Source organism: Okeania sp. SIO2C2 (assembly GCF_010692625.1).
GTDB classification, from domain to species: Bacteria; Cyanobacteriota; Cyanobacteriia; order Cyanobacteriales; family Microcoleaceae; genus Okeania; species Okeania hirsuta.
The window spans coordinates 65,715-92,003 of record NZ_JAAHGM010000028.1 but is presented as its reverse complement, the minus strand read 5'-3'; the positions used below and the strand labels follow the sequence as shown (position 1 = coordinate 92,003).

Below are 26,289 nucleotides of genomic sequence, written 5' to 3'. Positions count from 1 at the left end.
ATCAGGCAGTGGAATTGTTCGTACAATGTGCCATACTTAATCGTATGATACAGAATTGTCAGCCAGAAAGCTACAAAGTAGAATTCGCTCTTCACTAATTAACTTCTCTTCTGGGGAGAAGTTGCGACCGCAACATTCATGCAACAAAGCCGGATGATTTATCAAAATAATTTAATTGGGTCGCGCAACCCCACCTTTTAAGGCGAAATATTTTTGGAGCGAAGCTCAAATCCCCGTTACAAAAATAACTTCTGACTTCTAACTTCTGACTTCTGACTTCGTTAAATTTTGGGGTAGCGCCCCCATACCTAACCTGGTTAATCATTGGGGGATTGATCCTAAAAATTTCATCCTGTGATTTACCAACGCCATAAAAGCACCTAGAGTCCTTAAATCAATAATTTCAACACTTTCAATATCTGTGTCTTTTAGAGCTGATTTATACAGTAAATATTAAGAAGCTAAATTCCTTGCTAAACTTGGCTTTTGGAAATTATAGCTCAGTAGATTCTAAATGCCTGAAAGCTAGCTTATATTATATTAGAAATCTCCAATAATCAAAAATAAACAGGAATTACGCAGAGACTCTACATATAGCGAGAAAGAATACTATTTACCCCTACAAATGGTGCTTTAAAAGTAAATTGGCGTAAGTCCTGATAAAATCAATTATCCCGTAGAAATTATCAATTCTTTCCCCCTACTCCCTACTCCCTCTTTTCCGGAGAGGTCTATTATAGAGTTTCAGCAAAGTTGATCAATCAGCTCTCATATAGCACCTGAATAAAAACCTAGACAATCCTAGACACGCTCAACATCACTGATGAAGAGCGAAATTCCTGATCACCTGTCCATAAGTCTACTGGCAAAGAAGGTTAATGTTCCGCTCAAACACGTTGAGTTTAGGATTCCCTAGGCGGGTTTTCGTATCTTCGTGAAAAGTCGAGTGCCAAACACTCCATAATTGTTGCTAAGATTTTCTTATCTTAGCAGACATGTGTAATAATAACACTGATTCATGGCATAAAAACATAGACATTTTGTAGATATAAGTCTTGGATAGTCCATGTTTTTCAGCTTTAGCAAGCAACAGAAGGAAGAAGTAAAAAGGAAAAAGGAAAAATCTGGCGTTGTTTGATTTTTAAGCTTTTGATATGTCCGCGTCCTTTGCTTCGACTGTTATATTTCAACTAATTATCTGATTGAGGCCCATAAATCCTCAAAATTCAAAATTTCAAGATTATTCAAAAAAATCCTTGACAAATACCTGGATATAGGTGTTATTATATTAACTGTTGACGAATTGGGGCGTCGCCAAGCGGTAAGGCAGCTGGTTTTGGTCCAGCCATTCGGAGGTTCGAATCCTTCCGCCCCAGTAAGAAAACTAAAATAAAAATAATTAAGCTGAATAGTCGTCTATATATAATATATAAAATGACAGTCGCTGGGGCTATATTCGCTTTTTTCTATCATAAAATAAAATGTTAGTCCTATATAGCAGTCGAAGGAAAGGGAGCGGACCTATCAAAAGCTTAAAACTCAGACAACGCCAGATTTTTCCTTTTTCTGTGTTAAGAATCTATGTTTAGCTGGCGCATAACTTTCCTCAGGTCATGCTACCGCAAATGTTAACGCTCCGCGACATATTTGTGTAGCATTCCGCAGGAAAAAGCGTAGCGTTGCGCCAGCACTGGCAAGAATCTCCTGTTATAATCGCACTTATTTAACAGTGAGAGTGTCAATGGTTTGTTTGAGTGTGCTTAGACTTAATCAGGACTTACGCATTTTTCCGGTTAAACCACTATATATACCATAGTGCTATAGTTTTTATCTACTATATATAGTGCCTTTGCGTAAGTCCTGTTAATATTAAAGCACCTTTTAAGATAGTAATGTACAGTAGACATCTCCGATAATTAATCTCAAACCCTTGTAATGCCTGAGAAAAACTTAGTTTCCACCAGGTGTCTAGTTTAATCTTCATCCCTATTCCCTATTGCTCCAAAATTATGTACCTCATCAATTGAAAAACTGCTTTAACATTCAATATCTTCAGTATTTTTATTTAGTCTAATAGTTTTGTTTTCGTTTTTTATGACCATTTTTATTGATATGATCTGATTGCCATGACCGACATGGCATAATTTTTAATTCTAATAAGTTGACTTTAAGAGCGATCGCTCTTTTTTATCATCATACCCGCGCTTCAGCAACGCCAAACTTGCTAGAGAAAGAACGGTCATTTCAGTTATTAGTTAGCCTTCTCCGGAGGAAATACAGGTTTCAGTTATCACTACCTCTGCAATAAGGAGGCTTGACATCAGGAATATTTTATCCTTTTAACAAGGGAGGTTTTAGATCACAATTTTTCCGTAAATAGACAATATATCTGAGTAGTAGATCTAGGAGTTATTATATTAATTAGGGCTTGCTGATTAAATATAAAAGCATTGACATATAAAGACAAGTGCCTTTTTGAGGCCTTTAAAAAGTGCAAATTTTTCAGCTCTTTATGCTCAAAAAGTTAGTATTTTAGGCGCATAGTTGGGCAGAAAAATCATTCTTACAATTCTTACTCCTACCTCCTATAAATTCCCATTTCTCCTGTCTCCTGTCTCCTGTCTCCTATCTCCTACCCCTACTAAAAGACTTTTGAGCGCAAACCCTAATTTAGATATAAGTAGAACATGATAAATTTTGGGATCTATTTATCAAATTGTAAATTAGCTTAATAGTTTATCTTCATTGCCTTTAGGGGTTTTTCGATCAAAAATGCAACGTCTTTTTTTTTGCTCCTGCTCTACTTAGTATTTTTTCTCTTCCTGATTACGAGGATTTTTCAAAACTTGAGAAATTATTATATACAACCTTTAATATGTGTTGTTATTATCGAATCCGATTATACAGTATATTTTTCTAATTATATCCACACTTAAATATTAAATCGGACTACCTTCCCACTTCCCTATGTCTCCCAACTATATAATAAGTATTCAACCGGATTTGTTATTAATGCTCATCGATCGATATAAAGTTAAAAATTCAATATATAAATTCTTGCAAATTGATAAATATCTTGTTTCCAATAAGCATTGAAATACTTTATGATATAATCAACAATAATTGCCTAAAATAGTGCTTTGGGAAACTAGGGTTAGATGGAAAAAGAGTGTAACTATTATGAAGTTCTAGGAGTATCAAAAAATGCTTCTACAGAACAGATTAAAAAAGCTTATCATAGCCTAGCACGTCAGTATCATCCTGATGTAAATCCAGGGGATATAAATGCAGCAGAAAAATTTAAAGAAATCAACTCAATGTATGAAATTCTTTCCGATCCATTGAGGCGATCGCAATATGATAAAACGGTAGGGGAAGCCAAAGAATTATATAAACAAGGAGTTGCAAAAAGTCAGCTTGGAGATTATCAAGGTGCAATAGCAGATTACACAAAAGCACTGGAAATTAACTCTAACTGGTCAGAAGTTTTGTATCACAGAGGGTTTGCTAGTTATAAACTGCAAGATTACCTGAGTGCCGATCTTGATTATACAAAGGCATTATTTTTAGACCCAAACTTAGTAGAAGTTTATTATTATCGGGGTCTATGTCGTATGAAATTAAGATACATTCAGGCTGGTATGGAAGACTATAGCAAAGCATTAGAAATAAATCCCTATTTTGCTCATGTTTATTATCAACGTGGTTTAGTTTATCTAGAGTTACAAGAACATCGTCTGGCAATAATAGATTTCAAAAAAGCTGCTCAACTTTTTGCAGATCAGGGAGATAAAGCTAATTCTCAAAGAGCGCTAGAAGCCATTAAAAACTTACACTATTTTTCATGGTTAAAAATACTAGAAATATTTCAGACAACTTTTCAGGATGCTTGGATAGCAGTAAAGATTTTTCTTCCTAATCCCATAGGAGGTTTATTACCAGCTTTTACTCAGTTAGAACAAAGAAGAGCATTTAACGTTGCAGTTTTATTTGGCATAATATTTGAAATTTGTTTTGTAGTAGGAATTAGTCTAATTTTACAGAGATTAGATAAAGCAAATCATACAGAATTTTTATTATTAATAATTATCGGTATTATCCCCTTTGTAAATTTGACAGTTACAAGTGGTTTTGCCAGACTTATTTTCAAAGCTGATGGTAGTTTAACAGGAGATTTATTTACAGCAGGTGCATCACTATTACCTCTAGGTTTGATGGTGCTAGTCAGTGGAATTTTAAATAATTGGTTAATTAGTATTATTTTAGCTATTTTTGCTTTGTGTTATACAATTTTAACTATGTATAGTGGTTGCCAAAAAATTTCTAATATTTCTGAAGAAAAATCAGCTATAACACTACCTATTATGTTACTCCTGACTGGGTTGCCATTTGCTTTAATTAATTAAAGGGTAGTACTCAGGAGTCAGGAGAATTATAGAACCTATTTGGTATCTTTAGTCTACAATGAAATTTTTGAGTTACGAGTAGGGAATAGAATATAATAGAGGCTTTTTTTGGCAGGAAAAAGATTGAAAAATGCTCCCTTAACTCCTCTGCTTTTAAGATTAGAATTAGATTTTTCCCATCATTAAATCTTTCTATCCATTCCTCCTAATACCAGTTTGATAAATCTTTGCTACAAATATCTAGGTTACTGCTTAGGAGTCAGGAGACAGGAGTCAAGAGACAGAATAAATAGGTTTTATACCATTTTTTACATAGTAATTTATCTTTTTCGTCCAATAGATATTTCCTATAAATTATTTTAATACTGCTTATTATTTGTAACATTCTTTTTTCAAATTGGTATAGTGTGCAAAATTACCCATATTTGCATTTTATGAAGCTCATGAAAAAATCGGCGCGTCAAAGGATATAAAGTTCCATCCTCCCCTAAATTGTGATACAATAATGTTTATAAGGGTATGCTTGTCTATAAGTATGACTTTTTATTCAACAAAACTTCATTACCAAGAGGCAACCAAAGATAGAGGAATTTTTCCCAAAAGAAATAACAAAAATCTTTTCATGTTGTATCCTACATTCCGCACTTCAATTTGTAACATGAACATTAGTATAAAATTCTGAGGATGTTTAAGTATTTATACTATATAAATTATCTTCATTCACCTCGATCAAGAGTCAAATTCTCAGTTAAATATTAAACATAAATACTTATTGAATCGTTGACTACTATAATTTACTTCTTACTTGTTACTTCTTAATACATGACTTTTGACTTAGATTTTTATGCTACATTTTATCGTGCGGAATGTGGGTTGTATGGCTTCCCCTAAACGGTTAGTTTTTTCCTCATTAAATCTTTCCATCTATATCCTCCTAGCATGGAAAATTTCTATGTTTTCATTCTGTGAAGCTTATAAAAAACGGCGCGTCAAAGGATATAAGGTTCTATTCTCCCCTAAATTGTGATACAATAATGTTTATAAGGGTCTGCTTATCTATACGCATGACTTTTTATTCAACTAAAAAAATAAATATAGTTTGGAAGGCGATCGCCCTGGTTGTAGAAAGGAAAATCAATTTAAAGTAAGAGGACTGGACCAAAGGATTTTTTTTTCTTCTCTTGGTCTCATGGATATGACGCAGGTTTCGGAGCCATCCCTCGACCGCTTTTTTCTCCATATGACGCAGGTTTCGGAGCCATCCCTCGACCGCTTTTTTCTCCATGAGCACCTATAAAATCAACTATTTTCGAGTAGCTCCTGAATATACCGTACCTCTCTGAGCATCCAAAGTCAAAATCGTGCCATCGTGAACCACACTGGTAGCATTCTTCACCCCCACAATAACTGGTAGTCCCAAGCGTAAACCAATAATTGCCGCATGACTGGTAATACTATCCTCCTCCGTCACAACTCCTGCCGCTTTTTGCATTACCTCCACAAATTCAGCATCTGTGTGATTAACTACCAAAATTTCTCCAGGGTTAAAATCTCGGACTTCTTTTGCACTATGAGCAACACGAGCGCGACCACTAGCATATCCCTGACCAATACCAGTACCTTGACCTAACACTGCAGTCACCACCTCAACCTTAACCAGGTCCGTTGAACCTGCCACACCTTGAATTGTACCTGCAGTCATTACCACTAAATCTCCATCAAATAATAACTCCTTCTCCTGAGCAACACTTATGGCAGATTGAAAAGTCTGACCAGCAGAAGCTAAGTCTAAAACCAGTAATGGCTTTATTCCCCAAACCAGTTGTAACTGTCTAGCAACATCTACATGAGGAGTCACTGCCAAGATAGGAGTTTTTGGTCTAAACTTAGAAACATTTCGTGCTGTTGCACCTGTCTTAGTCAGAGTCATAATAGCTGCAGCATCTATATTTTCGGCAATTTGACCCACCGCTTGGCTAATTGCATTCGGAATTGAATGACCTGTATCATTCATACTAGAAACGTTGCAAGTAATAATTTCCTGCTCAATGCGTTTAGCAATCGTTGCCATTGTTGCCACTGCTTCCACAGGATAATTACCTACTGCTGTCTCATTAGATAACATTACTGCATCCGTACCATCAATAATTGCATTTGCCACATCAGAAATTTCAGCACGGGTAGCACGGGGATTATTCGCCATACTATCTAACATTTGAGTAGCAGTAATTACCGGAATTCCCATTCGATTAGATGTTGATATCAGTCGCTTTTGCAAAAGTGGCACTTCTTCTGCTGGTAACTCCACACCTAAGTCACCACGAGCAACCATTACCCCATTACACAAAGCCAAAATTTCTTCCATTTGTTCGATCGCTTCGTGTTTTTCAATTTTTGCCACCACAGGAACCTTTTTTCCCGCATTAGCAATTAATTGTTTAATCTCTAAAACATCCTGGGGGTTTCGCACAAAACTTAATGCTACCCAATCTACTCCTTGGTCAAGACCAAACATTAAATCTTTTCGGTCTTTGTCTGTCAGTGCTTTAATTGAGAGATAAACCCCAGGAAAATTTACACCTTTATTATTGGAAAGAGGACCACCAACTACCACCCGACAATGTAGTTGTTTCTCTGCTTTGTCTACTTTTTCCACCAACATTTCTACTTTGCCATCATCAAGAAGAATTTTTGCTCCTTCTGGCACTTCATCTGCTAGAAGTTCATAAGTTACAGAAGACATTTCTTGAGTTCCAGGCATCAAGTTACTGGTCAAAATAAATGGATCACCCCGTTTTAGAGATATTGAACCATTTTCAAATTTTCCTAATCTAATTTTTGGTCCCTGAAGGTCTTGCAAGATGGCTACAGGTTGATTTAGTTCAAAAGAAGTTTGTCTAATCAATCGAATACTGCGTTGGTGATCTTCATGGGTTCCATGAGAAAAGTTAAGTCGCAGGGTTGTTGCACCAGCTTTGATTAACTCCCGAAGTACATCAGGTTTAGTAGTAGATGGGCCAATAGTTGCTACAATTTTAGTTCGGCGTAAGCCATTTTGTAGTTGCATAATTTCTAAAGTTTTAATAGTAATAGGTAAAGTGGTATGCTTGATTTTTAATTATTTCTGAATAGTAATTACGTTATATACATACAGTGTTGAAAAAACAAATTATATTTATTTAATAATTAAAGAAAGTTGATTAACTCTTGGACAAAGTTACAATAGTGCCTAATTTATTTATGACTATGCTACTGGGAAAGTATTGATACCTTAGACTACCATACTCAAAGGATGTCAATCCAATTATTAATAATTACTTTTTACTTTTAAAATTATTTAGTTACCAACAATCCGTATTTTTTCTAATTTAAATTTTAGGATCGGGGTCTAAATTATAGGGATCATTATTAACTTTATTTAATTTCTCCCCTAACCAAAATTCTAATTATCTGCTTTATATTAATATAATTTCATATATCTTTACAAAATTTTGCCTATATCGTATTCTAATAAAAAAAGTCTCAATTAATATAGAGGAGTGCAAATCAAAATGTTGGAGGCAGGGCTGCAAACAACAGTCCCAAGAGAGTTACTAAGCCCCTCTGGAGGCTTAAATACTAACTTACTCATGTTTTTGAGTGCTATAGGAATAATAATTTCCTCAACCTGCGGTTACTGGTACTGGGACTTTCCTGGCTGGTGCTGCTTCTTAATGAATGTTCTAGCCTTACATATGGCAGGAACAGTCATTCACGATGCGTCCCATAATTCAGCCCATAAAGACCGCTTAGTTAATGCTATTTTAGGTCACGGCAGTGCATTAATGTTAGGTTTTGCTTTTCCAGTATTTACAAGAGTACATCTACAGCATCATGCCCACGTTAACGACCCAGAAAATGACCCAGATCATTTTGTTTCCACTGGTGGCCCTTTATGGCTAATTGCAGCCCGCTTTTTCTACCATGAAATCTTCTTTTTTAAAAGACGACTTTGGCGGAAATTTGAACTCTGGGAATGGTTTTTTAGCCGTTTAGTAGTATTCACAATGATAGGTGTGTCCATATATTTTGGGTTTCTGGATTATATTTTAAATTATTGGTTTTCTCCCGCTTTAGTTGTTGGTTTAGCTCTAGGGTTATTTTTTGATTATTTACCTCATCGTCCTTTCCAGGAACGCGATCGCTGGCACAATGCTAGAGTTTATCCAAGTGGCTTACTCAATATTCTGATTTGTGGACAGAACTATCATTTAATTCATCATTTATGGCCTTCTATACCTTGGTATAATTACAAACCTGCTTATGAAGTTATGAAACCATTATTAGATGTTAAGGGTTCCCCTCAATCTTTAGGATTATTGCAAGGCAAAAATTTTTGGAGCTTTCTGTATGATGTTTTTTTAGGAATTAGGTTTCATAAGCACCAGCAAGTTCAACCCCAGAAAAAAGGGTAAATTAACATTAGAAAAAATTGAGTCTCATCAATAATTTTTTTGCAACTAATTGAATAATATTTTTGTTAGTTACTTTGATTAATTTTACCCATATTTATTTCCTTTGTTTTAGCAAATAAATTTTTAGATAGCTAGCATTTTTTTGATGATTACTTGTGGCTTCTAAATACCAGTTGGTATGGAAGCCAATCATCAAGAATAGAGAAAAATTTGAAAATCAAATAATATCTTTATAAATAAATATTATCAGAAGAATACTATAGCATTACCAGTTTTTTGATGGGCATTTAGCTGCTAGAAAAATAATTTTATCCACATCAAAATCCTTCTATTTTTCGAGGAAATATAATGAATAAAAATGTAATTATCAGATTATTTATTTTATTAATTTTCTTAGCTGGAATATTTATAGGATTATGGTTGATACTGCAAAATAGATTGCCTTCTGAACAAGCAAAAATATTAGAAGCAGTCTATAAAAAAGGTAATTATATTGAAGCAGGAATTTGGTTCATTTTTTCAGGTTCTTTTGCTATATCAGCGATTAAAAATAGCGCTATAATTAGATTACATAGAATAGTAGCAACATTCACATTTTTGCTGTTTGGCTTCTCCGATATTGTGGAAGTACAAACTGGAGCTTGGTGGCATCCTTGGTGGTTATTTGTTTGGAAAAGTTTATGTGTTTTATCTATGTTTTGTTTGCTGATATTTTTTTTAAAAATTGAATATAAATAACTGTATAGATAGAGGCGATCTGATAATTTAGGATAATTAGGAACAAAGAAGAAAAGTGATAAATTTAAGTGGAAAAATTATTTTAATTACAGGTGCATCCACTGGTATTGCTGCTACAACAGCGCAAACTCTAGCTAAGGCAGGAGCTAATGTTATTTTACATTCAGGAAGCAGATAGCGATCGCCACTCAAATTGGTCAAGATAAATGCTATATCATGTCCGGTTGAACATTTATAAATAAACGACGGAGGAGTCAGGAGTCAACTCACCCCTAACCCCTGCGGTGGATGGTAAGTCAGTAGTCAGGAGGGAAAAAAGGAGAAGATAAGGAAAAATTTTTTTTATCACTAATTATCCGGACATGATATTTTTTATTAAAAGCAGACTTAGCAGAAAAAAATGCTGCGGTAAAATTGTGGGTTTAGGCGATCGCATGGCAAGGTCGTAAGATTTTTCCATCTTCCCTTTTGCAATATATTATGTCCGTTAGAAAAAAATTTAGCAGTTCTCAGTTAAGTTGCTCGTCAGTAAATATTGAGCATTAAAAAACTAAAAACCGCTATTTATTTATTAGAGTTGTTGGGAAATAAGGTAAAATGATTCTAAACAGAAATTGGCCAGAAAAATGCTAAATATTGAACGAGCCTTAAAACAAGACAGGTTACTCAGAGCATTAACAGGATTAAACCGTAAAGCCTTTGAATCGTTGTTAAAGGCTTTTAGCCAAATGTATGAGCAAACATTGCTCTTGAAACCTCGTAGCTCGCTCTCTTGGAGGAGGCCGAAAGGCTCGTTTACTCACCACTCAACACAAATTATTTTACATTCTCTTCTATTTTAAATGTTACCCAACCTTTGACGCAGGCTGGCATCTTGTTCGATATTGACCGTAGCCAGGCACATCATTGGGCTCATCGTTTACAACCAATTTTAGAAGCTGCTCTAGGAGAAAAAAAGGCGCTACCAGAGCGTCAAATTAACAGTGTCCAAGCATTTATAGAGCGTTTCCCTGGAGTAGAACGAGTGGTAATGGATGGCACAGAACGGCCAGTCAAACGGCCTACTGACTCAGAAATACAAAAACTGAATTATTCGGGAAAAAAAAAGCGTCATACCCGTAAACATCTAGCAGCAGTGAACCAAAACAAACAAGTGCTGGTATTAAGCCAAGCAAGAGAAGGAAAGTTACATGACAAGAAATTCCATTCCCCTTGAAAAGTTGATCGGAAATATACCTGGGGAGATACCAATTGAAGTAGATACTGGCTTTCAAGGTATTCAACACCAGTATGAAAATATCCGCATACCCCATAAAAAACCAAAGGGGGGAGAATTAACTCAACAGCAAAAGATGGAAAATCGGACATTGAGTCAATCTAGAGTGATATGTGAAAATGCCTTCGCGGGTGTCAAGCGCTATGGGGCTGTCAATCAGATTTACCGTAATCATAAGGATAATTTTGATGACAAATTAATGTTAACAGCAACTGGACTATGAAACTTGTACCTGATGGCAGCATAAGTAATAAAATCACTAACCAAATTAATTAGTTTGAGTTTTCATTTTTCCCTCACCTCAGTTATTTCCCAACAACTCTATTATTAAAATATTAAATTGGGTAGATAAAAATTAATTTAATTATTAGCTTTCTCTATAGCATAGAGCGCGATCGCTAAACTCAATCGTGCTTGTTCAACTTCTGACAAATCATACCAAGAAGTCGATTGAATTGTTGCTAAAGTATTTTCTACTACATCATTATGACTACCACGCATAGAATAAGCTAGGGGACGCGCCATTACTTCCAAATCTTCCAAATCCCAGCCTGGTAAAACTTCGCTGACACAATGTACCAATTGGTCTGAAAGAGATAGAATAGACACTCTACTATTAACCTGATCGACAATACTAACAGCAATCTTGCCTAACTTGTTGAGTAAATTCTTAGGAGCAAGACCTGAAAACTTCTCGGATAAAGAATTCTGGATATCGATCGCAGAGAACAGTCTATCGGTTTGACTATAAAATTGTTTGGAGGCGGAAGTCATTTCCAGATCGGTTAGTAAATCAGACAATGGTAGTTCCTCTTCAAGAGAATCAAAATAAGTATCTGATTCTGCTGTTTCTGGATTCCAAGGATAGGCAATATCATCAAGAACTATCGAATTTAATAAATCCAATTCTACTTGGGTAGAATTGTTAGCAGAAAACTGAGAGCGGGAAGGCTGATTATTCATAATTTTATTCCTTAGTAAAAATAATTCATCTTCTATTAAAATAGAAGTAGGTAATTAGCAATATTGTTATTTCCTACTTAATCAGCTACAAAAGCAATCTAGCTAGTTCCGCAATTCTAACTTAGATTAACTAGCTAAAATCTTTTGTTGTTTCAATCACAAACTCAAAAGCTTGACCTTGAGAACTGCCAAATTTTACCAGTGTTCCGGATGTTATGGCAACCTGATCACGATGGATTCTTTGCCAATCACCAGACTGATAAATTAAAGTACCAAAACGAGAAATATCTTTTAAGAAATAAGTAGATGTAACCTGTTCCCCCGGAAAACAACGAGAAAAAATTTCAGCGTGTTTTTGGGAAACCCACCGCTCAAAGATCACCACATCATTTTCCTGAGAACGTCCAACCGCGATCGTACCAGGCCAAATAGGCCAAACCTGACTATTGTTGTCTTGAGAACGTAAAAAAGCTCTAGAAGTTGAGCTACTGAACCAAGTCGGAGAGTTAGTGGGTAGTTGAGTTACCAACTCATCGAAGACTTGAATTAATTGACCATTGAACTCTGGGTGCATATATAATACTGGTAAAGTCCAAGCTGGTTGATTAAATCTATAGAGAGTTAATAACTGTTGCCTAGCCACAGCTACTGCTTGATCTATCAACATTCCCTCTGTCAAACATTGCGCAAAAACTTGAATAAAACTCAAAGCTTCTCCATCGGCAATTTCATCTCGCATCCCTAAAACTGCTGGTACTCCATGATGAATTAATACTTCTGCTAGACTACTGCGTGGTATTGCCTGTACTTGACCAGAAGATATATCTGTAGCTGGTTGCGCTCCCCAACAAGCATTGAATACTGCCAAGGTTACTCCATTGCGAACCAGAACTTGTGCTAACTCAGTACCATTGAGAGTAGTCTCAGGTGCCAAAAATAACCAACCCCCATCTGGGCCTGGTTTACCATGACCAGCATAAAAAAATACGTTATAAATTTTTTTATCTAGATAGGAAATTAATTCTTCTGGGGTCGGTTGAATTAATGTATCGACTCTGCAAGGAACAATAGAATTAACGCTGTGTGAATTTTGGTTTTTAATCTCGCGGGGTTTCAACACCTCAGTTAGTCGAACTGCTTCTTCTTCTAGTTCTAATTTGGACAAAGTAGAAGATTGTCCTTGAAGGGCACTTTCCCCAATCACCAGCAGAATATTCAAATATGGGGAAGGTGGGAGAGGAGGTAAGGAATGAACGTCACTGGTAGTACGACTAAACAAAATTTCCCTACTTAGAGAAAAGGCAGGTAAAGAAATTCCTGGTTGCATGATTTCCCAGGGTAGGGCAATTAATTCGGGTGCGCGAATATCCAATCTTACCTGTAAGGGTACTTCTTGGCCAATAGCAATACCTTCACTTTGGTGGAGACTTTGAGCAATTTCTCCTTGAAATAGCCACTGCCATAGGCTAATACCCAAATTTTGCATCAGGCGACTGGTACGATTAATTCTGACATTGGAAGCAGTGGCAGGATAAATATTTGGAGTTGATGCTAAGACTGGTTGAGGTGTACCGATGGGAATAGCAGGAAAACTTTGGGGAGAGAATACTTCTAACCAAGCCTTCCAAGCTTGTGACAAAGTTTCTGGCCAAATTTGGTCGTTGTGGACATATCCACGGTGGATAGGAGCCTGCATCACCCAGGTAGCAAAATGATTAGCTTCTGGGATATTCAGGCGAGCGATCGCTATATTTAGGCAAGGACTTTCTGGTGGGAAAGGCATTCAATTTTTTCTAAACAACTATATATTAATGTACTTAAAGAAATCTATGCTAATTTACCTATATTATTTTACGCCTTGAGCCTTCATTCCATAACGAGACATCCATAATTTATTCATACGGAAAATCTGTTTTTTCAATGAACATCTTCAAGAATAAAAAATAAAATCAATTTTCATAGATAAATCATCAAGTTTTTCTCTCTACTCCCTACTCCCTACTCCCTACTCCCTACTCCCTCTTTTCCGGAGAAGTCTAATTAATTGTGAGAATTTCCACCCCTTCTTCTGTGACAGTCACAGTATGTTCAAATTGAGCTGAAAGTTTTTTGTCTTTGGTAATTACAGTCCAGCGATCGCCTAAAGTCTTAATATTGTGAGTCCCTTCATTCAGCATAGGTTCAACAGTAAAAACCATGCCAGGGCGTAATTTTAAACCTCGACCTCGTTGGCCATAGTGAGGAATTTGTGGCTCTGCATGAAACTGCCTACCAACTCCATGACCGACCATTTCTCGTACAACAGAAAATCCATTAGCTTCGGCATATTCCTGAATTGCTGCCCCAATATCTCCAACTTTTGCCCCTGGTTTTATTTCAGCAATCCCTCGCATCATACACTCTTGGGTTACTTTGACCAATTTTCTAGCTGAGGCTGATGGGTTCCCTACTAAAAATGTTCTGGAAGTATCGCCGTGGTAACCATCGAGAATGGGGGTAACGTCTATATTGATAATATCTCCGTCTTTGAGAATCTGTTTTGAGCTAGGAATACCATGACAAACTACTTCATTGATACTGGTACAGATAGAACCGGTAAATGGAGGATGGCCGGGAGGGGCATAACCAAGTTGGGCACTGATGGCTCCCTGTGCCTGAGTCCAATTTTCGGCTTCATCATTTAATTGTTGAGTACTAACTCCTGGTTGTACCATTGGCTCAAGATAATTGAGTAAATTTGCTGCTAATTTCCCCACTCGGCGCATTTTTTCTAATTCTCTGGTGGAAAGCAAAACAATTCCAGATGTTTTTACAGGAGCTTCACGAAATGTTTGATTGATAATGGTTAAGTTTTTCCGATTCATGGCCAGATGTGAAGATGTATTTGCTAGACTTTGCTAGCATATAGTATTGTGGGAAAGCATAGCACAACACAAATTAGTCAATTATTTGTATGCTTAATATCAGAAAAATAAGTATTAGGTGTTGAAAATGGGCGGAAAAACAGATTTAGATAGAGTTGTAGCTTATATTCCTCCAGAGTGGAAAAAAGAGTTAGAGGAATGGGCAAAAGAGGATGAACGTTCTATGTCTTGGTTGGTGGGCAAGTTAATTGAGCGAGGTTTACAAGAACATCGAAACCATCAAAATTCTGCAAAAGTAGTTAATATCCATTAGAAATCTCTGAGAAGCTAATACGTATTTAAAATGCGTATTGGCAAGTCAGAAGTCAGAAGAAATACTGGTCTACCAATATCAAGCAATATAGTTATCCTAGTTCAAATTGCTAATAAATAAAGTTCTAAAGCTAATGCTGCTGATGGGTCAAAGCCATTATAGGCATCAGTAACAACTATGTGAGTATCTGGGGGATAATGCTCTGGAATATCATCAATTGCCACCCATGAATCTCCTAAACCATTGTTATTTCTTAAAAATTTAACTACTTCTTGATGTCGAAGATATTCAAACTGATGGATAATTTCTGGGTCTAAAAAAGGCGTAAACCCAACTACTTTCTCCCTAAAGTCTGGAGAAAATAAAGACCGAACAAATTCAAAGGAAAATAATTCTCTCCATGAAGATGAGATGACAACTAATACTCCTGGATATAGTTGTACAATATCTTCAAATAGACTTAAACAAATTGGATCAAATTGAAGATAATTTTCTTTGTATATTGGAGAATCAAAGTTTTTTTCAGGAACTAGAACACCATCAATATCTAGAAATATCCACATCTTAGAAAAATACTCTTTGCTTAAAAATCATTACTTTTTTAGCATCTAAAGTCTTTTAATCGCACTTATTATTCATAACATTATTTTTTCAAATTGGCATTAGATATTTTCCTGACAAAAACACTATATGTACCATAGTGCTATAGTTTTTATCTAGTATATATAGTACATTAACCTAAGTCCTGTTAAAATTGGTATAACCAGCTTATAGACAAAAAGAGTAATGTTTTAGAGTTAGTATATTGATTCATTATTCTTTTTCCTGCAACAAATGTGGCATCTCAAAAAATATAGTTGGCATTTTTTTCTATCCCTATTCACTTTTATAATTCTCGGTTTATTCATTACTAGAGGATACACTTTTCCTGTGGGAAATCATTACACCCATGTTCCTCAAATTAAATCAATGTTGAATCCTGAACTATATACTAATGATTACTATGTTCAGGAAATGTTGAAATTTACCCCCAGATATTACTATCAATATTTAGTTTATTTTTTCAGCAAAGTTACTGGTAGTATTTCCCTCACATATTTTATTTATTATCTAATTTCCTTTATTAGTTTTATCTGGGGTTTATCTGCAATTAGTAAAATCTTTACTCCTTCCAAACTATCCGCAGCAATTTTAATTTTTTTAAGTTTAACAGCTTACACTTTAGTTGGATATTTAGAACTTTTTCCCAAAACTCCTATACCTGCAACTTTTGCTATGAGTTTAACAGTATGGGGGATTTATTTCTGTTTTCGGCAAAGATGGATAATTGGTTATTTATTTTTCGGTATCGCTTCAATATTACAGTTTTTAGTTGGTGTTTTGCCGGGAATAATGATGATACCTATTATGTTTATTGAGGCGATAAAAAGTCGGCAGTTGAAGCAAGTAATTTTGCCGTTAATTATTTTATTTGGGTTTGCAAGTTTAGTTTATTTGCCAATGGTATTAACTGGTACGACTAGCACTGATAAATTGAGTAATGAAGAATTTGTTTTCATCTACGGTTGGGTAAGAAATCCTCATCATATTATTCCTGCTTATTGGAATTGGAAAATTAGGCTGGATTTTATTTGTTTTATTTTGGGTGGATGTTTGTGTATTCACAAAGTTGATGTTGCTAAATCAGAAGATTTTTTGCATAAGTCGGAAATAGGGAAAATATTCTTCTTCAGAGCTTCTGGGAAAGGGGGGGAAGTAGGTAAGATAAAAGAGATAACAGCAAGGAAAAAAGATTTAATTTTTACTAATGTAAGATGTCTAGAGAAATGGAAGTTGTACCTAATTATTGCAGAGTCAATTTTTGCTTTGTTTTTGGGTTATATTTTTGTGGAAATTTACCCACTGGCTTTATTTGCTAAGTTGCAGTTAGCGCGAACTGTTCCTTTTGCTCAATTGATGATATTTATTGCTGTAGGTATTTTGGTCAACCAGTTATATAAACAGGGTAATTTAGGGTTTGGTTTACTATTGATAATATCTCTAATCCTGCCTGTGCCATATCAAGGAATTTGCTTTTTTATCTTATCGTTGGGATTGTTTTTTTTGGAGAAATGGAGTTACAAATTAGTAGTCTGGTTAATAGTTTTAACTGAATTGATATTTTACCTATGGCAGTCACAGACAGATTCAAGTTTTCATCATTTATTGGCAAAACTTAGTTTACTTTTGGTGTTAATATTTCCGTTTATTTTGGATGAGGTTGATTTAGCGATCGCTAGTCAATATTTGGCCGTTTATAGTTTGGCTGGAGTCACAACTTTAGTATTCATTTTGGGATTATTTGAGGCATTGCCAGGAAAATTTTTAGAGGTATTTCAACAACAGGTAAAATTCAACATAATTCCTCAAGATGAAGTGACAAAGTTAGCTTTAAGATTTAGACAAATTAGCGATAAAGACGACATAATTTTAATTCCTCCATTTGTGTCAAATTTTCAGTTTTTTTCTGAGAGGGCAGTTATTGTTGACTTTAAACATTTTCCTCAAACAGATAGCGGAATTAGGGAGTGGAAAAATCGGATGGAAGATGTTTTTGGCGTAGATTTGAATGATAAATTAGCAGTGGGTGCGATGGAAATTTTGTTTCCACAACAGACGGGAAAAGAATTAGTTAATGTGGGGAAAAAATATGGAGCTGAATATATTTTGACTAGGGTTGAATGGCATGGGGATATTGAGGGAAATATTTTAGCTAGAGAGGGAGAATGGGTGATTTTTAGAATAAATTTTCAGCAGTAGATGTGAATTTAGCAAATAATATCATGTTCGGTAGAATAGTTATAATTAGGTTCATAGTTGAGCTTGAGTAATAAGACAAGTATTTAAAGGCTAGAACAAAACTACAAACAAAAATTTTATGATAACTAATTATCCGCTTTATTCAGTAGGGGAGTAGGCGAGTAGGGGAGTGGGGGAGAAGTAAAAATAAGAATAATTAACATTAAACTGAGCTGCTAATTAGCAAAAAAGTTATTAGATCTGTGTTAATTACTTAGGGCTTGCTGATTAAATCTAAAAGCATTGACATATAAAGACTAAAGAATTTTTGGAGTCGAATTGCAGTGCAAATTTTTCACCTCTTTATGCTCATGCATGGAGCGTATTTTAGGCGCATAGTTGGGCAGAAAAATCATTCTTACAAAACGCCTGCTCCTACCTCCTATAAATTCCAATTTCTCCTGTCTTCCCCTCCTGGGAGGGGGAGGGGCGAGGGGTGGGTTGTCTCCTGTCTCCTGTCTCCTACCCCTACCACTCATACTTTTTCAGCAAACCCTACTTAATAACTGAAGTTGTCCCCAAGTATAGCGTTAATGGGTGGGAATTGCTATTAGATGTAAATTCAAGAAGAAACGCTGGAGTTAGCAGAAATGTGGGATATTTCTTCAACATTGAGAGGATAAAATTTTTATTATACTTAATCATCCGGACATGGAATAATTTATTAGTTTTAATCCAGATAACTTTTTCAGTATATTTAGGGTGAGTAAAAAGCGCGAAATTTATGATTACTCCAGATGATTTATACTAAGTTCCCTATTCCCTAAATTCAAAGATATTTTTACCTGGAACTGAAATAGGATTGTAATATTAAGGAGAAACGGTCTCAAAATTTCCCACCTTAATAGTCGCTGTCTACTATAATTTAATATGGTTTCCTACGGAATGCTGTGCAAACAGATAAGACCAACACTCATAATATATGGAACTATTAGATGAGGTTTTCAGATGATAGAACGGCAAAAAAAATCCTTCACTGAACCGTATGATACTAAATCATATTTTAAAAATTAGTATTATTACTTGGAATCAAGGTAATTTTCCCTAACCAAACCAAACCAAATATTAGCTATAATCAAATCACAGAATAAATTGTTAATTGAGATGAAAAATATATGTCAAATCTCACAGTCAAAGACTTAGAAATATTGCAAGGTAATCTTAATCAAGCAGGTTTAGATTATCAATTAGAATTAGACGAAGGAAAAATATTAGTTATAGGTCCATCAGATATTGTTTCTAGTGAAGTTGGGGTTCGCTATCATAGCTTCTCTTTATGCTTGGGTTAACCCACGCTGTCTCGGACGTTTGTTTGATTCTAGTGCTGGTTTTATTATTTCAGATTCTAATTTAAAAGTACCTGATGTTTCCTTTGTTCGTGCCCAATCTCTGAAAAAAAGCGTTCGTTAAAAACCTACGTGATGTGGGGTTTTAAATCTCTTTAAAGTTTGGACTTTCTTCCTTTCAATAAACTAAACAACCTCAAAACCGAGAAATATTCAACTGCCGTAACATCGAATTTTTCTTCTGGTGATGCGCCTGCATCCGGTGCAACACATCACACAAAAATTGCATCGCCTTATCAATATACGGCCCCTTATTCAACATCACAGATTCTGCCCGACTACCCATCGCTGCATCCGTAACCTCTGGGCGAGAAGCCATACCACCCTTTGCCAACGACTCCAAAACCTGAGTTGCCCAAATCACAGGCACATGGGCAGCCTCGCAAAACCATAATATTTCCTCCTGTACTTCTGACAAACGTTCAAACCCAACTTCCACGCCTAAGTCACCCCGTGCCACCATCACTCCTACCCGTGGATAACGTAAAGCAGTTAACAATAATCTTGGTAGTTGGTTAAAAGCCTTTTGAGTCTCAATTTTCAGAATAATCCCCAACTCGCCAGCCTTCATTTTTTCCAACTTCCCAATTAACTCCTCAATATCAGTAGGGCGCTGTACAAATGAAATCGCTACCAGATCCCCATATTCGGCAACAAATTCTAAATCTTGTAAATCCTTTTCTGTCAATGCTGGCAAGTTGAGGTCTGTATCTGGCAGGTTGATACCTTTTTCACTCTTGAGTTTGGCTTTACCTTTCTTTGCCAAAGTAATTTCAACCAGAAATTGACCGCTCTCTACATTACGAATCACTCCACCAATAACACCATCATCAAAGAAAATTCTGTCTCCGACTCGTACATCTCGGAAAATTTCCGGCACATCACACCCCACCATTGCAGGTTCATTTTCAGTGGATGGTTTACCGAGAATGTCGCCCTGTTTCACAACTAAAGTGTCTCCTAGGGAAAGGTGGAAATGTTTGCCTTTAATTTTGCCAGTTCTTAATTTTGGGCCGGCCAAGTCGAAAGAAACGCGACATGACTTTCCTAGGTCTGTTTCTGCTTGTCGCAAATTTTGAATCATTTTTATCCATGCTTCACGGTGGTCATGGGCGCAATTGATCCGCATGATGTTCATATCTTTGGCTAATAATTCGTGAATTATCTTGGGGTCATCAGCAGCTTCACTGGGCATTGTCACCATGATGCGAGCGTTTCTGAATTGTGGTTGGGGCCCCAATAGGTTAAGAGTATGTTCTGTTAAGATGGCATTTCCGAGTTCGTGGGTTATGGATGTTTCGGTTTGTAATTCTGGTGGCATAGAACGATTATCTATTTTATGGAGTGCATCTAAGACAGCACGCAAGGAGGCCATAACATGGGCTTCCATACGCCCGAGGGAACTTAGCCCCAAGATACTCAGGTCATATTGTAAGTCTCGAATGTCGTGACGTCGTACTGCTAGATAATGAATTAGGTTTTGGGCACTTTTGCGATTGCCAGGATAGATTTTTTTTAGGTTTTCGGCTTCTTGTAGTTCTAGGGCGATCGCTTGTGACCATAGTTGTTTTAATGCTTGGAGCGATCGCTCTATTCTTTCTCTATGAATAGTAGAGGCATCCTGTTGAGGTATTTGTAATTTCATTTTTATCTATATTAAATTCTCTATACCTTCGTTATATCAAAATTTGCCCCTGAGATTTTATCCACAAAGTTAAGTTTGTTTTAGATTAATTAGATTAAATAGATATATAGTTTACCAACCCACTCACTCAAAATGCCATCCCCATTTCCCGGAATGGACCCCTATCTAGAGGGTTATCTTTGGCCTGATCTCCACAATGCTCTGGCGAACAAGATTCGACAGCGACTCACTCCTCAATTACGTCCTCGCTACGCTGCACGACTAGAAGTCTACGTTGTTGAGGATAGCTTTCCAGAAAGCGAAGTGGGCATTCTCTATCCAGATATAGAAATTATGCAACTTCGACAACCAAAAATAACAAATATTCCTCTCGGTACATCTGGAGCAACTGCACTTACTCCATCTCTATCCTTACCTATTTTTCAATCTGTTCCGGTTCGCTTGAGTAATGTGGAGATTTGAGATACTGCTCAAAATGTTTTGGTGACTTGCATTGAAGTCCTTTCCCCAGTCAACAAGCGCGAACCTGGTCTAACAAATTATCGCCAGAAACGAAGACGACTTTATGAAGCGGGGGTACATCTGGTGGAAATAGATTTTTTGCGTCGAGGTACTCGCCCTTTTTATCATCCTCAAATGCCATATGTTGCTTATGGTGTTGCTTTGACTCGTTCCCACGCTAAATTTCTAGATATTTGGCCTTTAACTTTGCAAGATTTATTGCCAACTATTTCTATTCCATTGCGATCGCCCGATCCAGATGTTGTCCTCAACTTATCTGCTGCTTTTAATCAGATTTATGATGAGGCAGCTTATGATTTATCTATAAACTACAGCGAAGCACTACCCCCACCTATTTTGTCTAAGCTAGAAAAGCAGTGGATTGAAAATTTGCTCTATGGTAATTGATATAACCTTCCATCCCTTGATAATTCCTCTAAAATCTTAAAACCCCAACGTTGGAGATGAATAAATAGTCAATTAACTGCAAATTTATATTTGTTGGGTTGATCCTATGGATAAGCTGGCGCTAACGGTTCCTCAACCCAACCTACAATAGTTCAACATTTTCTGGGGGTGGAGCGATCGCCTAATAATTCCTCTAAAATCTCAAAACCCCAACGTTGGAGATGAATAAATAGTCAATTAACTGCAAATTTATATTTGTTGGGTTTCTTGACTCAACCCAACCTAAAAGAGTTCAACATTTTCCTCTCTCTGTTCTACAACTTCACAAATCTGTTTATCCACATAATCATCATCCACATTTTTAGTAATTAATTCTGCCAAAATTCCTAAAGATATTAACTGTACAGACAGAATAATACACAAAATTCCAAATAAAAATAAAGGGCGAGTACCTATAGGTCGAATTTCCATCAACCAAAGTATAACTAAATAACCTAAAGATGTCATTCCTATAGCACCGAATAATAATCCTAAACTCCCAAATAAATGACCAGGTTTATGTAAATAATGAGTAGTTGCTAAAACAGTTAATAAATCAAGAAATCCACGGGTATAACGTTCTAAACCATATTTAGATTTTCCCTGTTTCCGTCGATGATGCCGCACTGTTACTTCAGAAATTTTAAATCCCAAACTATGGGCTAACACTGGAATATATCGATGTAATTCTCCATAAACTTTTATGCAGTCTAAGACTTCTTTTTTATAAGCTTTTAAGCCACAATTAAAATCGTGTAATTTTACTCCAGTTAAAATTGATGTTACTCCATTAAATAATTTTGATGGTAATGTTTTGGAAAAAGGGTCGTTACGATGTTTTCGCCATCCAGAAACTAGATCGTATCCTGACTCTAACTTTTCCAAAAATTTAGGTACTTCTGATGGGTCATCTTGTAAGTCTGCGTCTAGAGTAAAGATAATATTTCCTGTAGCTTTTTTAAATCCAGCAGATAAGGCGGAAGATTTACCAAAGTTTCTTCTTAATCTAATTCCTTTGATTTTATGGGGATGTTTTTTGATTAATTTATTAATTTCTATCCAAGACGAGTCGTTACTACCATCATCCACAAAAATTATTTCATAACTATTAATTTCAGCTAAATTCATTACATCCAAAATTCGCTCAAACAAGGGTTTGATTGTGGCTTTTTCGTTATAAACTGGAATGACAAAACTGAGGTATTTACTATTCAAGGTTAAATTTTAATTCTCAAAACTATATTGATTGGTTAGATCTACCGAATCTAGGCAATTTTTTAATTTAACATAAGTTGTTAAAGGGTAAGCATTCATGGAAGTTAAAAGTCAAAAGCGAGTGTGTAATTCTGAGGTCTCCTCAGAATGTAAGACACACTCAAGACAGTCAAAAGTCAAAAGTAAGATTTTATCGGCTTAAAACTTTGGTTATACAGTAATTTTAGGCAGTTATTTCGCATCTCAAGTTGCTTAAAGCTATCCCATATTGACGATTTTTTAATTTTACATAAGCTGTTAAAACATTGTTGATTAAGCATTGGATATTTTGTTGATTTTCTTGAGTTTTCAATGGGTAAATTTTGATTTTAATATATGCTTTCGAGGAAGATAATTCATATTCAGCTCCTCATAATTTTGCTACATCGGCAGGAGGAAAGTTTGATATTCCAAAACCTTTGACAACATTTTGTTGATTGAGAATAGCAAGACATTTCATTTAATTCCCAGAATCACAAAATTGAGGTATTTAATATTCTCAGCTCCTCATAATTTTGCTACATCAGCAGTAGGAAAATTTGACATTGCAAAACCTTTGACCACATTTTGTTGATTGAGAATAGCAATACATTTCTCAGCTCCTCATAATTTTGCTACATCAGCAGGAGGAAAATCTGACATTCCAAAACCTTTGACCACATTTTGTTGATTGAGAATAGCAAGACATTTCATTTAATTCCATCACAAAACTTAGGTATTTAATATTCTTAGCTCCTCATAATTTTGCTACATCAGCAGTAGGAAAATTTGACATTCCAAAACCTTTGACCACATTTTCTTGATTGAGAATAGCAAGACATTTTATTTCATTCCCAGAATCACAAAATTGAGGTATTTAAGATTCTAGGTTCAATTCTAATTATCAAAACTATGTTGATTGGTTAAAGCTATCCAATCTTGACGATTTTTCAATTTTACATAAGCTGTTAAAACATCGTTGCTTGAGCCTTGAATATTTTGTTGATTTTCTTGAGTTTTCAATGGGTAAATTTTGATTTGAATATATGCTTTCGAGGAAGATAATTCATATTCAGCTCCTCATAATTCTGCTACATCGTCAGGAGGAAAATTTGATATTCCAAAACCTTTGACCACATTTTGTTGATTGAGAATAGCAAGACATTTCATTTAATTCCATCACAAAACTTAGGTATTTAATATTCTTAGCTCCTCATAATTTTGCTACATCAGCAGTAGGAAAATTTGACATTCCAAAACCTTTGACCACATTTTCTTGATTGAGAATAGCAAGACATTTTATTTCATTCCCAGAATCACAAAATTGAGGTATTTAAGATTCTAGGTTCAATTCTAATTATCAAAACTATGTTGATTGGTTAAAGCTATCCAATCTTGACGATTTTTCAATTTTACATAAGCTGTTAAAACATCGTTGGTTGAGGCTTGAATATATCCTTTCCAGCCGGATGATTCATATTCAGTTCCTAATAATTCTGCCACATCAGCACGAGGAAAACCTGACATTCCAAAACCTTTGACCACATTTTCTTGATTCAGAATAGCAATACATTTAATCTGAACATTCTCGTTACTTTTGACTTTGAACTGTCTTGAGTGTGTCTTACATTCTGAGGAGACCTCAGAATTGCACACTCGCTTTTGACTTTTAACTTGACTTACCCATCCATTTACTCTAGCTGTAGTAGAAGAAAATTCAGTCACAGTGTCAAAATATCCCTGTAAATTTTCTGGTGGTTTTGCTGTTAATAAATCTGAGTTAATTTTTTTATCCAAATTTGCACAAAAATTATCCTTTTTTATATTTCGATTAAAAGGTACTAAACCATCAGCTTTTAAAGCATCTACTAAACCTAAAAAAGCAGCAGGTCGGTTGCCTACTTTTTCTTTAATTAAAACCGGGTCATAAATGCCAAGTTGTAAGGATAATCCTACTAAAGGTTGATAAGTTGCGCGATGAGCAATTTCTCTAAAAGTTTCCGTACCTACTCGATACATTAATATAGTTAAAACAGTCAAAACTGCCACCAATGGCATAACAAAATACCACTGTTTTTTGAGAGTAAGTTGCTGTTGTTGGAGCCATAAGAAAATTAGGATAATTAGACTTAACCAAAATAGAGAAGGTAGAGTAGCATAACGAGAAGCGATCGCTTGTTCGACTCCAAATCCAGAACGACTAACTGCTGCCATTAAAGCAGTGCCTAAAGTATAAGTTATTATTGATAACCAGGGTAACCAGTCTTGAGGATAAGATGAAAATAACCAATAAGTAAAAAATATTCCTGTCAAAATTAATCCGAACCAACCTATTGTTGAAGCTACGGGGATATTATGAGTAAAAATTGCTCCTAGATAAACAGGAATATAAGCAATTATATTAATTAAATTTAGTTTAGACAAAGAGGGATGATGAGAGGGCGTTGTGTAAGTGAGGAAATAAATTCCTATTACTAAAATCGAAAAAATAATATAAGAGATAGTAAATCTTTTCGGCAACTTAAATAAAATAGCAACGGCACACAATATCGGCCAAATTCCCAAAGTTGTACTATAACTAATACATCCTAAAAATCCCCAAATTATACTGGCAATAGCAAATCTATTTTGTTGAGATTCGACCAATCTATTTACACAAAAAATTGAGGCAATAACAAATAAATTAGCAATTACCCAATGTACCCCACTATATCCACGCATCCAATTATGAGCAGCAGCAGGAGTAAAGTTAAAAATGGAGATAAATAGAATTAATAATAAAAGTATTGTCCGATATTTTTTCAGTGTATTAGGTACTAATGCTATTAAGAAAGTTCCCTGAATACAAGCAAGGAAAAATGTAGCCAGACATAATCCAATATTTGACCCTTTAGTAACAAAAATATTTACAGCATAAATTATGGCAGGAATTAAAACAAAGTGTTCGTTTGCCCGAAACATCCAATCAAAAATATTCGTGGAAAATCCATCTATAGAATATATATTTTGAATCATCCACCAATAGTCAAAATTTAGCAATTCTCCTGCTTTAGATATCATAAAAAGTATATATAAAGCGGGGAGTAAAATAACTATGCTGGTGATAATTAGAAAAGTAACTTCTGACTTTTTTTTGATTAACATAAACTGAAGAGCAATACACGAATTCGGGCACGGATGGCTAGACACGAATTCGGGCACGGATGACTAGACAGGGATTTTGCCACGGATATACGGATTAATTTTAAAACAGGTATCTTGATCA

General features: G+C 35.5%; 18 protein-coding genes, 1 tRNA gene and 2 pseudogenes. 10 read left to right on the top strand and 11 right to left on the bottom strand.

Annotation, left to right across the window (positions count from 1 at the left end; translation table 11 throughout):
• The first annotated feature begins 1,304 nt into the window (after positions 1-1,304).
• Positions 1,305-1,376 (top strand) — tRNA-Gln (locus tag F6K18_RS21230).
• Between the two features lie 1,782 nt (positions 1,377-3,158).
• The gene (locus tag F6K18_RS21225; protein ID WP_287523757.1) at positions 3,159-4,406 is read left to right on the top strand and encodes a DnaJ domain-containing protein; all 1,248 of its coding nucleotides are present in this window, start codon (positions 3,159-3,161) and stop codon (positions 4,404-4,406) included.
• Between the two features lie 1,303 nt (positions 4,407-5,709).
• Here F6K18_RS21225 and pyk read toward each other — a convergent pair.
• Positions 5,710-7,473 (bottom strand): pyruvate kinase, encoded by a 1,764-nt coding sequence (pyk, locus tag F6K18_RS21220; RefSeq protein WP_287523754.1) that lies wholly within the window; start codon positions 7,471-7,473, stop codon positions 5,710-5,712.
• 484 nt (positions 7,474-7,957) lie between these two features.
• On the opposite strand from pyk, the gene crtR reads away from it, so the two are divergent.
• The 4 genes and pseudogenes from crtR to F6K18_RS21195 all read left to right on the top strand — a co-directional run bounded on the left by crtR (position 7,958) and on the right by F6K18_RS21195 (position 11,097).
• The gene (gene crtR, locus F6K18_RS21215) at positions 7,958-8,860 is read left to right on the top strand and encodes a beta-carotene hydroxylase (protein WP_287523751.1); all 903 of its coding nucleotides are present in this window, start codon (positions 7,958-7,960) and stop codon (positions 8,858-8,860) included.
• Between the two features lie 348 nt (positions 8,861-9,208).
• On the top strand, positions 9,209-9,598 hold the full coding sequence (locus F6K18_RS21210) for a hypothetical protein (RefSeq protein WP_287523748.1): 390 nt from the start codon (positions 9,209-9,211) through the stop codon (positions 9,596-9,598).
• Positions 9,599-9,653: 55 nt separating this feature from the next.
• On the top strand, positions 9,654-9,776 hold the full coding sequence (locus F6K18_RS21205) for an SDR family NAD(P)-dependent oxidoreductase (RefSeq protein WP_287523745.1): 123 nt from the start codon (positions 9,654-9,656) through the stop codon (positions 9,774-9,776).
• 852 nt (positions 9,777-10,628) lie between these two features.
• A pseudogene (locus F6K18_RS21195) lies at positions 10,629-11,097 on the top strand (transposase family protein).
• A 137-nt stretch (positions 11,098-11,234) separates the two neighbouring features.
• On the opposite strand, the gene F6K18_RS21190 reads toward F6K18_RS21195, so the two are convergent.
• From F6K18_RS21190 to map, 3 genes are all read right to left on the bottom strand, one after another.
• A complete protein-coding gene (locus F6K18_RS21190) occupies positions 11,235-11,837 on the bottom strand; it encodes a hypothetical protein (RefSeq protein WP_287523737.1) in 603 nt (200 codons plus the stop codon).
• A 130-nt stretch (positions 11,838-11,967) separates the two neighbouring features.
• On the bottom strand, positions 11,968-13,620 hold the full coding sequence (locus F6K18_RS21185) for a CHAT domain-containing protein (protein ID WP_287523734.1): 1,653 nt from the start codon (positions 13,618-13,620) through the stop codon (positions 11,968-11,970).
• Positions 13,621-13,873: 253 nt separating this feature from the next.
• Positions 13,874-14,701 (bottom strand): type I methionyl aminopeptidase, encoded by an 828-nt coding sequence (gene map / locus F6K18_RS21180; RefSeq protein WP_287523733.1) that lies wholly within the window; start codon positions 14,699-14,701, stop codon positions 13,874-13,876.
• A gap of 127 nt (positions 14,702-14,828) precedes the next feature.
• On the opposite strand from map, the gene F6K18_RS21175 reads away from it, so the two are divergent.
• Entirely contained in the window at positions 14,829-15,014 is a 186-nt protein-coding gene (locus F6K18_RS21175) for a CopG family transcriptional regulator (RefSeq protein WP_287523730.1), read from the top strand.
• Between the two features lie 101 nt (positions 15,015-15,115).
• On the opposite strand, the gene F6K18_RS21170 is transcribed toward F6K18_RS21175, so the two are convergent.
• The gene (locus F6K18_RS21170; protein ID WP_287523727.1) at positions 15,116-15,577 is read right to left on the bottom strand and encodes an HAD domain-containing protein; all 462 of its coding nucleotides are present in this window, start codon (positions 15,575-15,577) and stop codon (positions 15,116-15,118) included.
• A gap of 271 nt (positions 15,578-15,848) precedes the next feature.
• Here F6K18_RS21170 and F6K18_RS21165 point away from each other — a divergent pair, with 271 nt between their 5' ends.
• On the top strand, positions 15,849-17,813 hold the full coding sequence (locus tag F6K18_RS21165; RefSeq protein ID WP_287523725.1) for a DUF6798 domain-containing protein: 1,965 nt from the start codon (positions 15,849-15,851) through the stop codon (positions 17,811-17,813).
• 296 nt (positions 17,814-18,109) lie between these two features.
• Here the strand turns inward: F6K18_RS21165 and F6K18_RS21160 are convergent, their stop codons facing one another.
• Complete coding sequence (locus tag F6K18_RS21160; protein WP_287523724.1) at positions 18,110-18,331, bottom strand: hypothetical protein; 222 nt, start codon at positions 18,329-18,331, stop codon at positions 18,110-18,112.
• Between the two features lie 636 nt (positions 18,332-18,967).
• Between F6K18_RS21160 and F6K18_RS21155 the strand changes: the two genes are divergently transcribed.
• A complete protein-coding gene (locus F6K18_RS21155; RefSeq protein WP_287523721.1) occupies positions 18,968-19,141 on the top strand; it encodes a hypothetical protein in 174 nt (57 codons plus the stop codon).
• A 193-nt stretch (positions 19,142-19,334) separates the two neighbouring features.
• Here F6K18_RS21155 and F6K18_RS21145 read toward each other — a convergent pair whose 3' ends face one another.
• Positions 19,335-20,843, bottom strand: coding sequence for a pyruvate kinase (locus tag F6K18_RS21145; RefSeq protein ID WP_287523719.1), 1,509 nt, complete (start codon positions 20,841-20,843; stop codon positions 19,335-19,337).
• A 132-nt stretch (positions 20,844-20,975) separates the two neighbouring features.
• Between F6K18_RS21145 and F6K18_RS21140 the strand changes: the two are divergent.
• Positions 20,976-21,752, top strand: a pseudogene (locus F6K18_RS21140) (DUF4058 family protein).
• A gap of 282 nt (positions 21,753-22,034) precedes the next feature.
• Here F6K18_RS21140 and F6K18_RS21135 read toward each other — a convergent pair.
• The 4 genes from F6K18_RS21135 to F6K18_RS21120 all read right to left on the bottom strand — a co-directional run bounded on the left by F6K18_RS21135 (position 22,035) and on the right by F6K18_RS21120 (position 26,084).
• Positions 22,035-23,006 (bottom strand): glycosyltransferase family 2 protein, encoded by a 972-nt coding sequence (locus F6K18_RS21135; RefSeq protein ID WP_287523716.1) that lies wholly within the window; start codon positions 23,004-23,006, stop codon positions 22,035-22,037.
• A gap of 223 nt (positions 23,007-23,229) precedes the next feature.
• Positions 23,230-23,358: a hypothetical protein gene (locus F6K18_RS21130; RefSeq protein WP_287523713.1), complete on the bottom strand. Its 129-nt coding sequence runs from the start codon at positions 23,356-23,358 to the stop codon at positions 23,230-23,232.
• A 563-nt stretch (positions 23,359-23,921) separates the two neighbouring features.
• Positions 23,922-24,047 (bottom strand): hypothetical protein, encoded by a 126-nt coding sequence (locus F6K18_RS21125; RefSeq protein ID WP_287523710.1) that lies wholly within the window; start codon positions 24,045-24,047, stop codon positions 23,922-23,924.
• Between the two features lie 330 nt (positions 24,048-24,377).
• Complete coding sequence (locus tag F6K18_RS21120) at positions 24,378-26,084, bottom strand: hypothetical protein (protein WP_287523707.1); 1,707 nt, start codon at positions 26,082-26,084, stop codon at positions 24,378-24,380.
• Positions 26,085-26,289 lie beyond the last annotated feature (205 nt).

Bases quoted from the DNA above. Each gene is read 5' to 3' on its own strand.
- F6K18_RS21225 (WP_287523757.1), top strand. From the start codon at position 3,159: ATGGAAAAAGAGTGTAACTATTATGAAGTTCTAGGAGTATCAAAAAAT.
- pyk (WP_287523754.1), bottom strand. From the start codon at position 7,473: ATGCAACTACAAAATGGCTTACGCCGAACTAAAATTGTAGCAACTATT.
- crtR (WP_287523751.1), top strand. From the start codon at position 7,958: ATGTTGGAGGCAGGGCTGCAAACAACAGTCCCAAGAGAGTTACTAAGC.
- F6K18_RS21210 (WP_287523748.1), top strand. From the start codon at position 9,209: ATGAATAAAAATGTAATTATCAGATTATTTATTTTATTAATTTTCTTA.
- F6K18_RS21190 (WP_287523737.1), bottom strand. From the start codon at position 11,837: ATGAATAATCAGCCTTCCCGCTCTCAGTTTTCTGCTAACAATTCTACC.
- F6K18_RS21185 (WP_287523734.1), bottom strand. From the start codon at position 13,620: ATGCCTTTCCCACCAGAAAGTCCTTGCCTAAATATAGCGATCGCTCGC.
- map (WP_287523733.1), bottom strand. From the start codon at position 14,701: ATGAATCGGAAAAACTTAACCATTATCAATCAAACATTTCGTGAAGCT.
- F6K18_RS21175 (WP_287523730.1), top strand. From the start codon at position 14,829: ATGGGCGGAAAAACAGATTTAGATAGAGTTGTAGCTTATATTCCTCCA.
- F6K18_RS21170 (WP_287523727.1), bottom strand. From the start codon at position 15,577: ATGTGGATATTTCTAGATATTGATGGTGTTCTAGTTCCTGAAAAAAAC.
- F6K18_RS21165 (WP_287523725.1), top strand. From the start codon at position 15,849: ATGTGGCATCTCAAAAAATATAGTTGGCATTTTTTTCTATCCCTATTC.
- F6K18_RS21160 (WP_287523724.1), bottom strand. From the start codon at position 18,331: ATGAGTGGTAGGGGTAGGAGACAGGAGACAGGAGACAACCCACCCCTC.
- F6K18_RS21155 (WP_287523721.1), top strand. From the start codon at position 18,968: ATGTCAAATCTCACAGTCAAAGACTTAGAAATATTGCAAGGTAATCTT.
- F6K18_RS21145 (WP_287523719.1), bottom strand. From the start codon at position 20,843: ATGAAATTACAAATACCTCAACAGGATGCCTCTACTATTCATAGAGAA.
- F6K18_RS21120 (WP_287523707.1), bottom strand. From the start codon at position 26,084: ATGATATCTAAAGCAGGAGAATTGCTAAATTTTGACTATTGGTGGATG.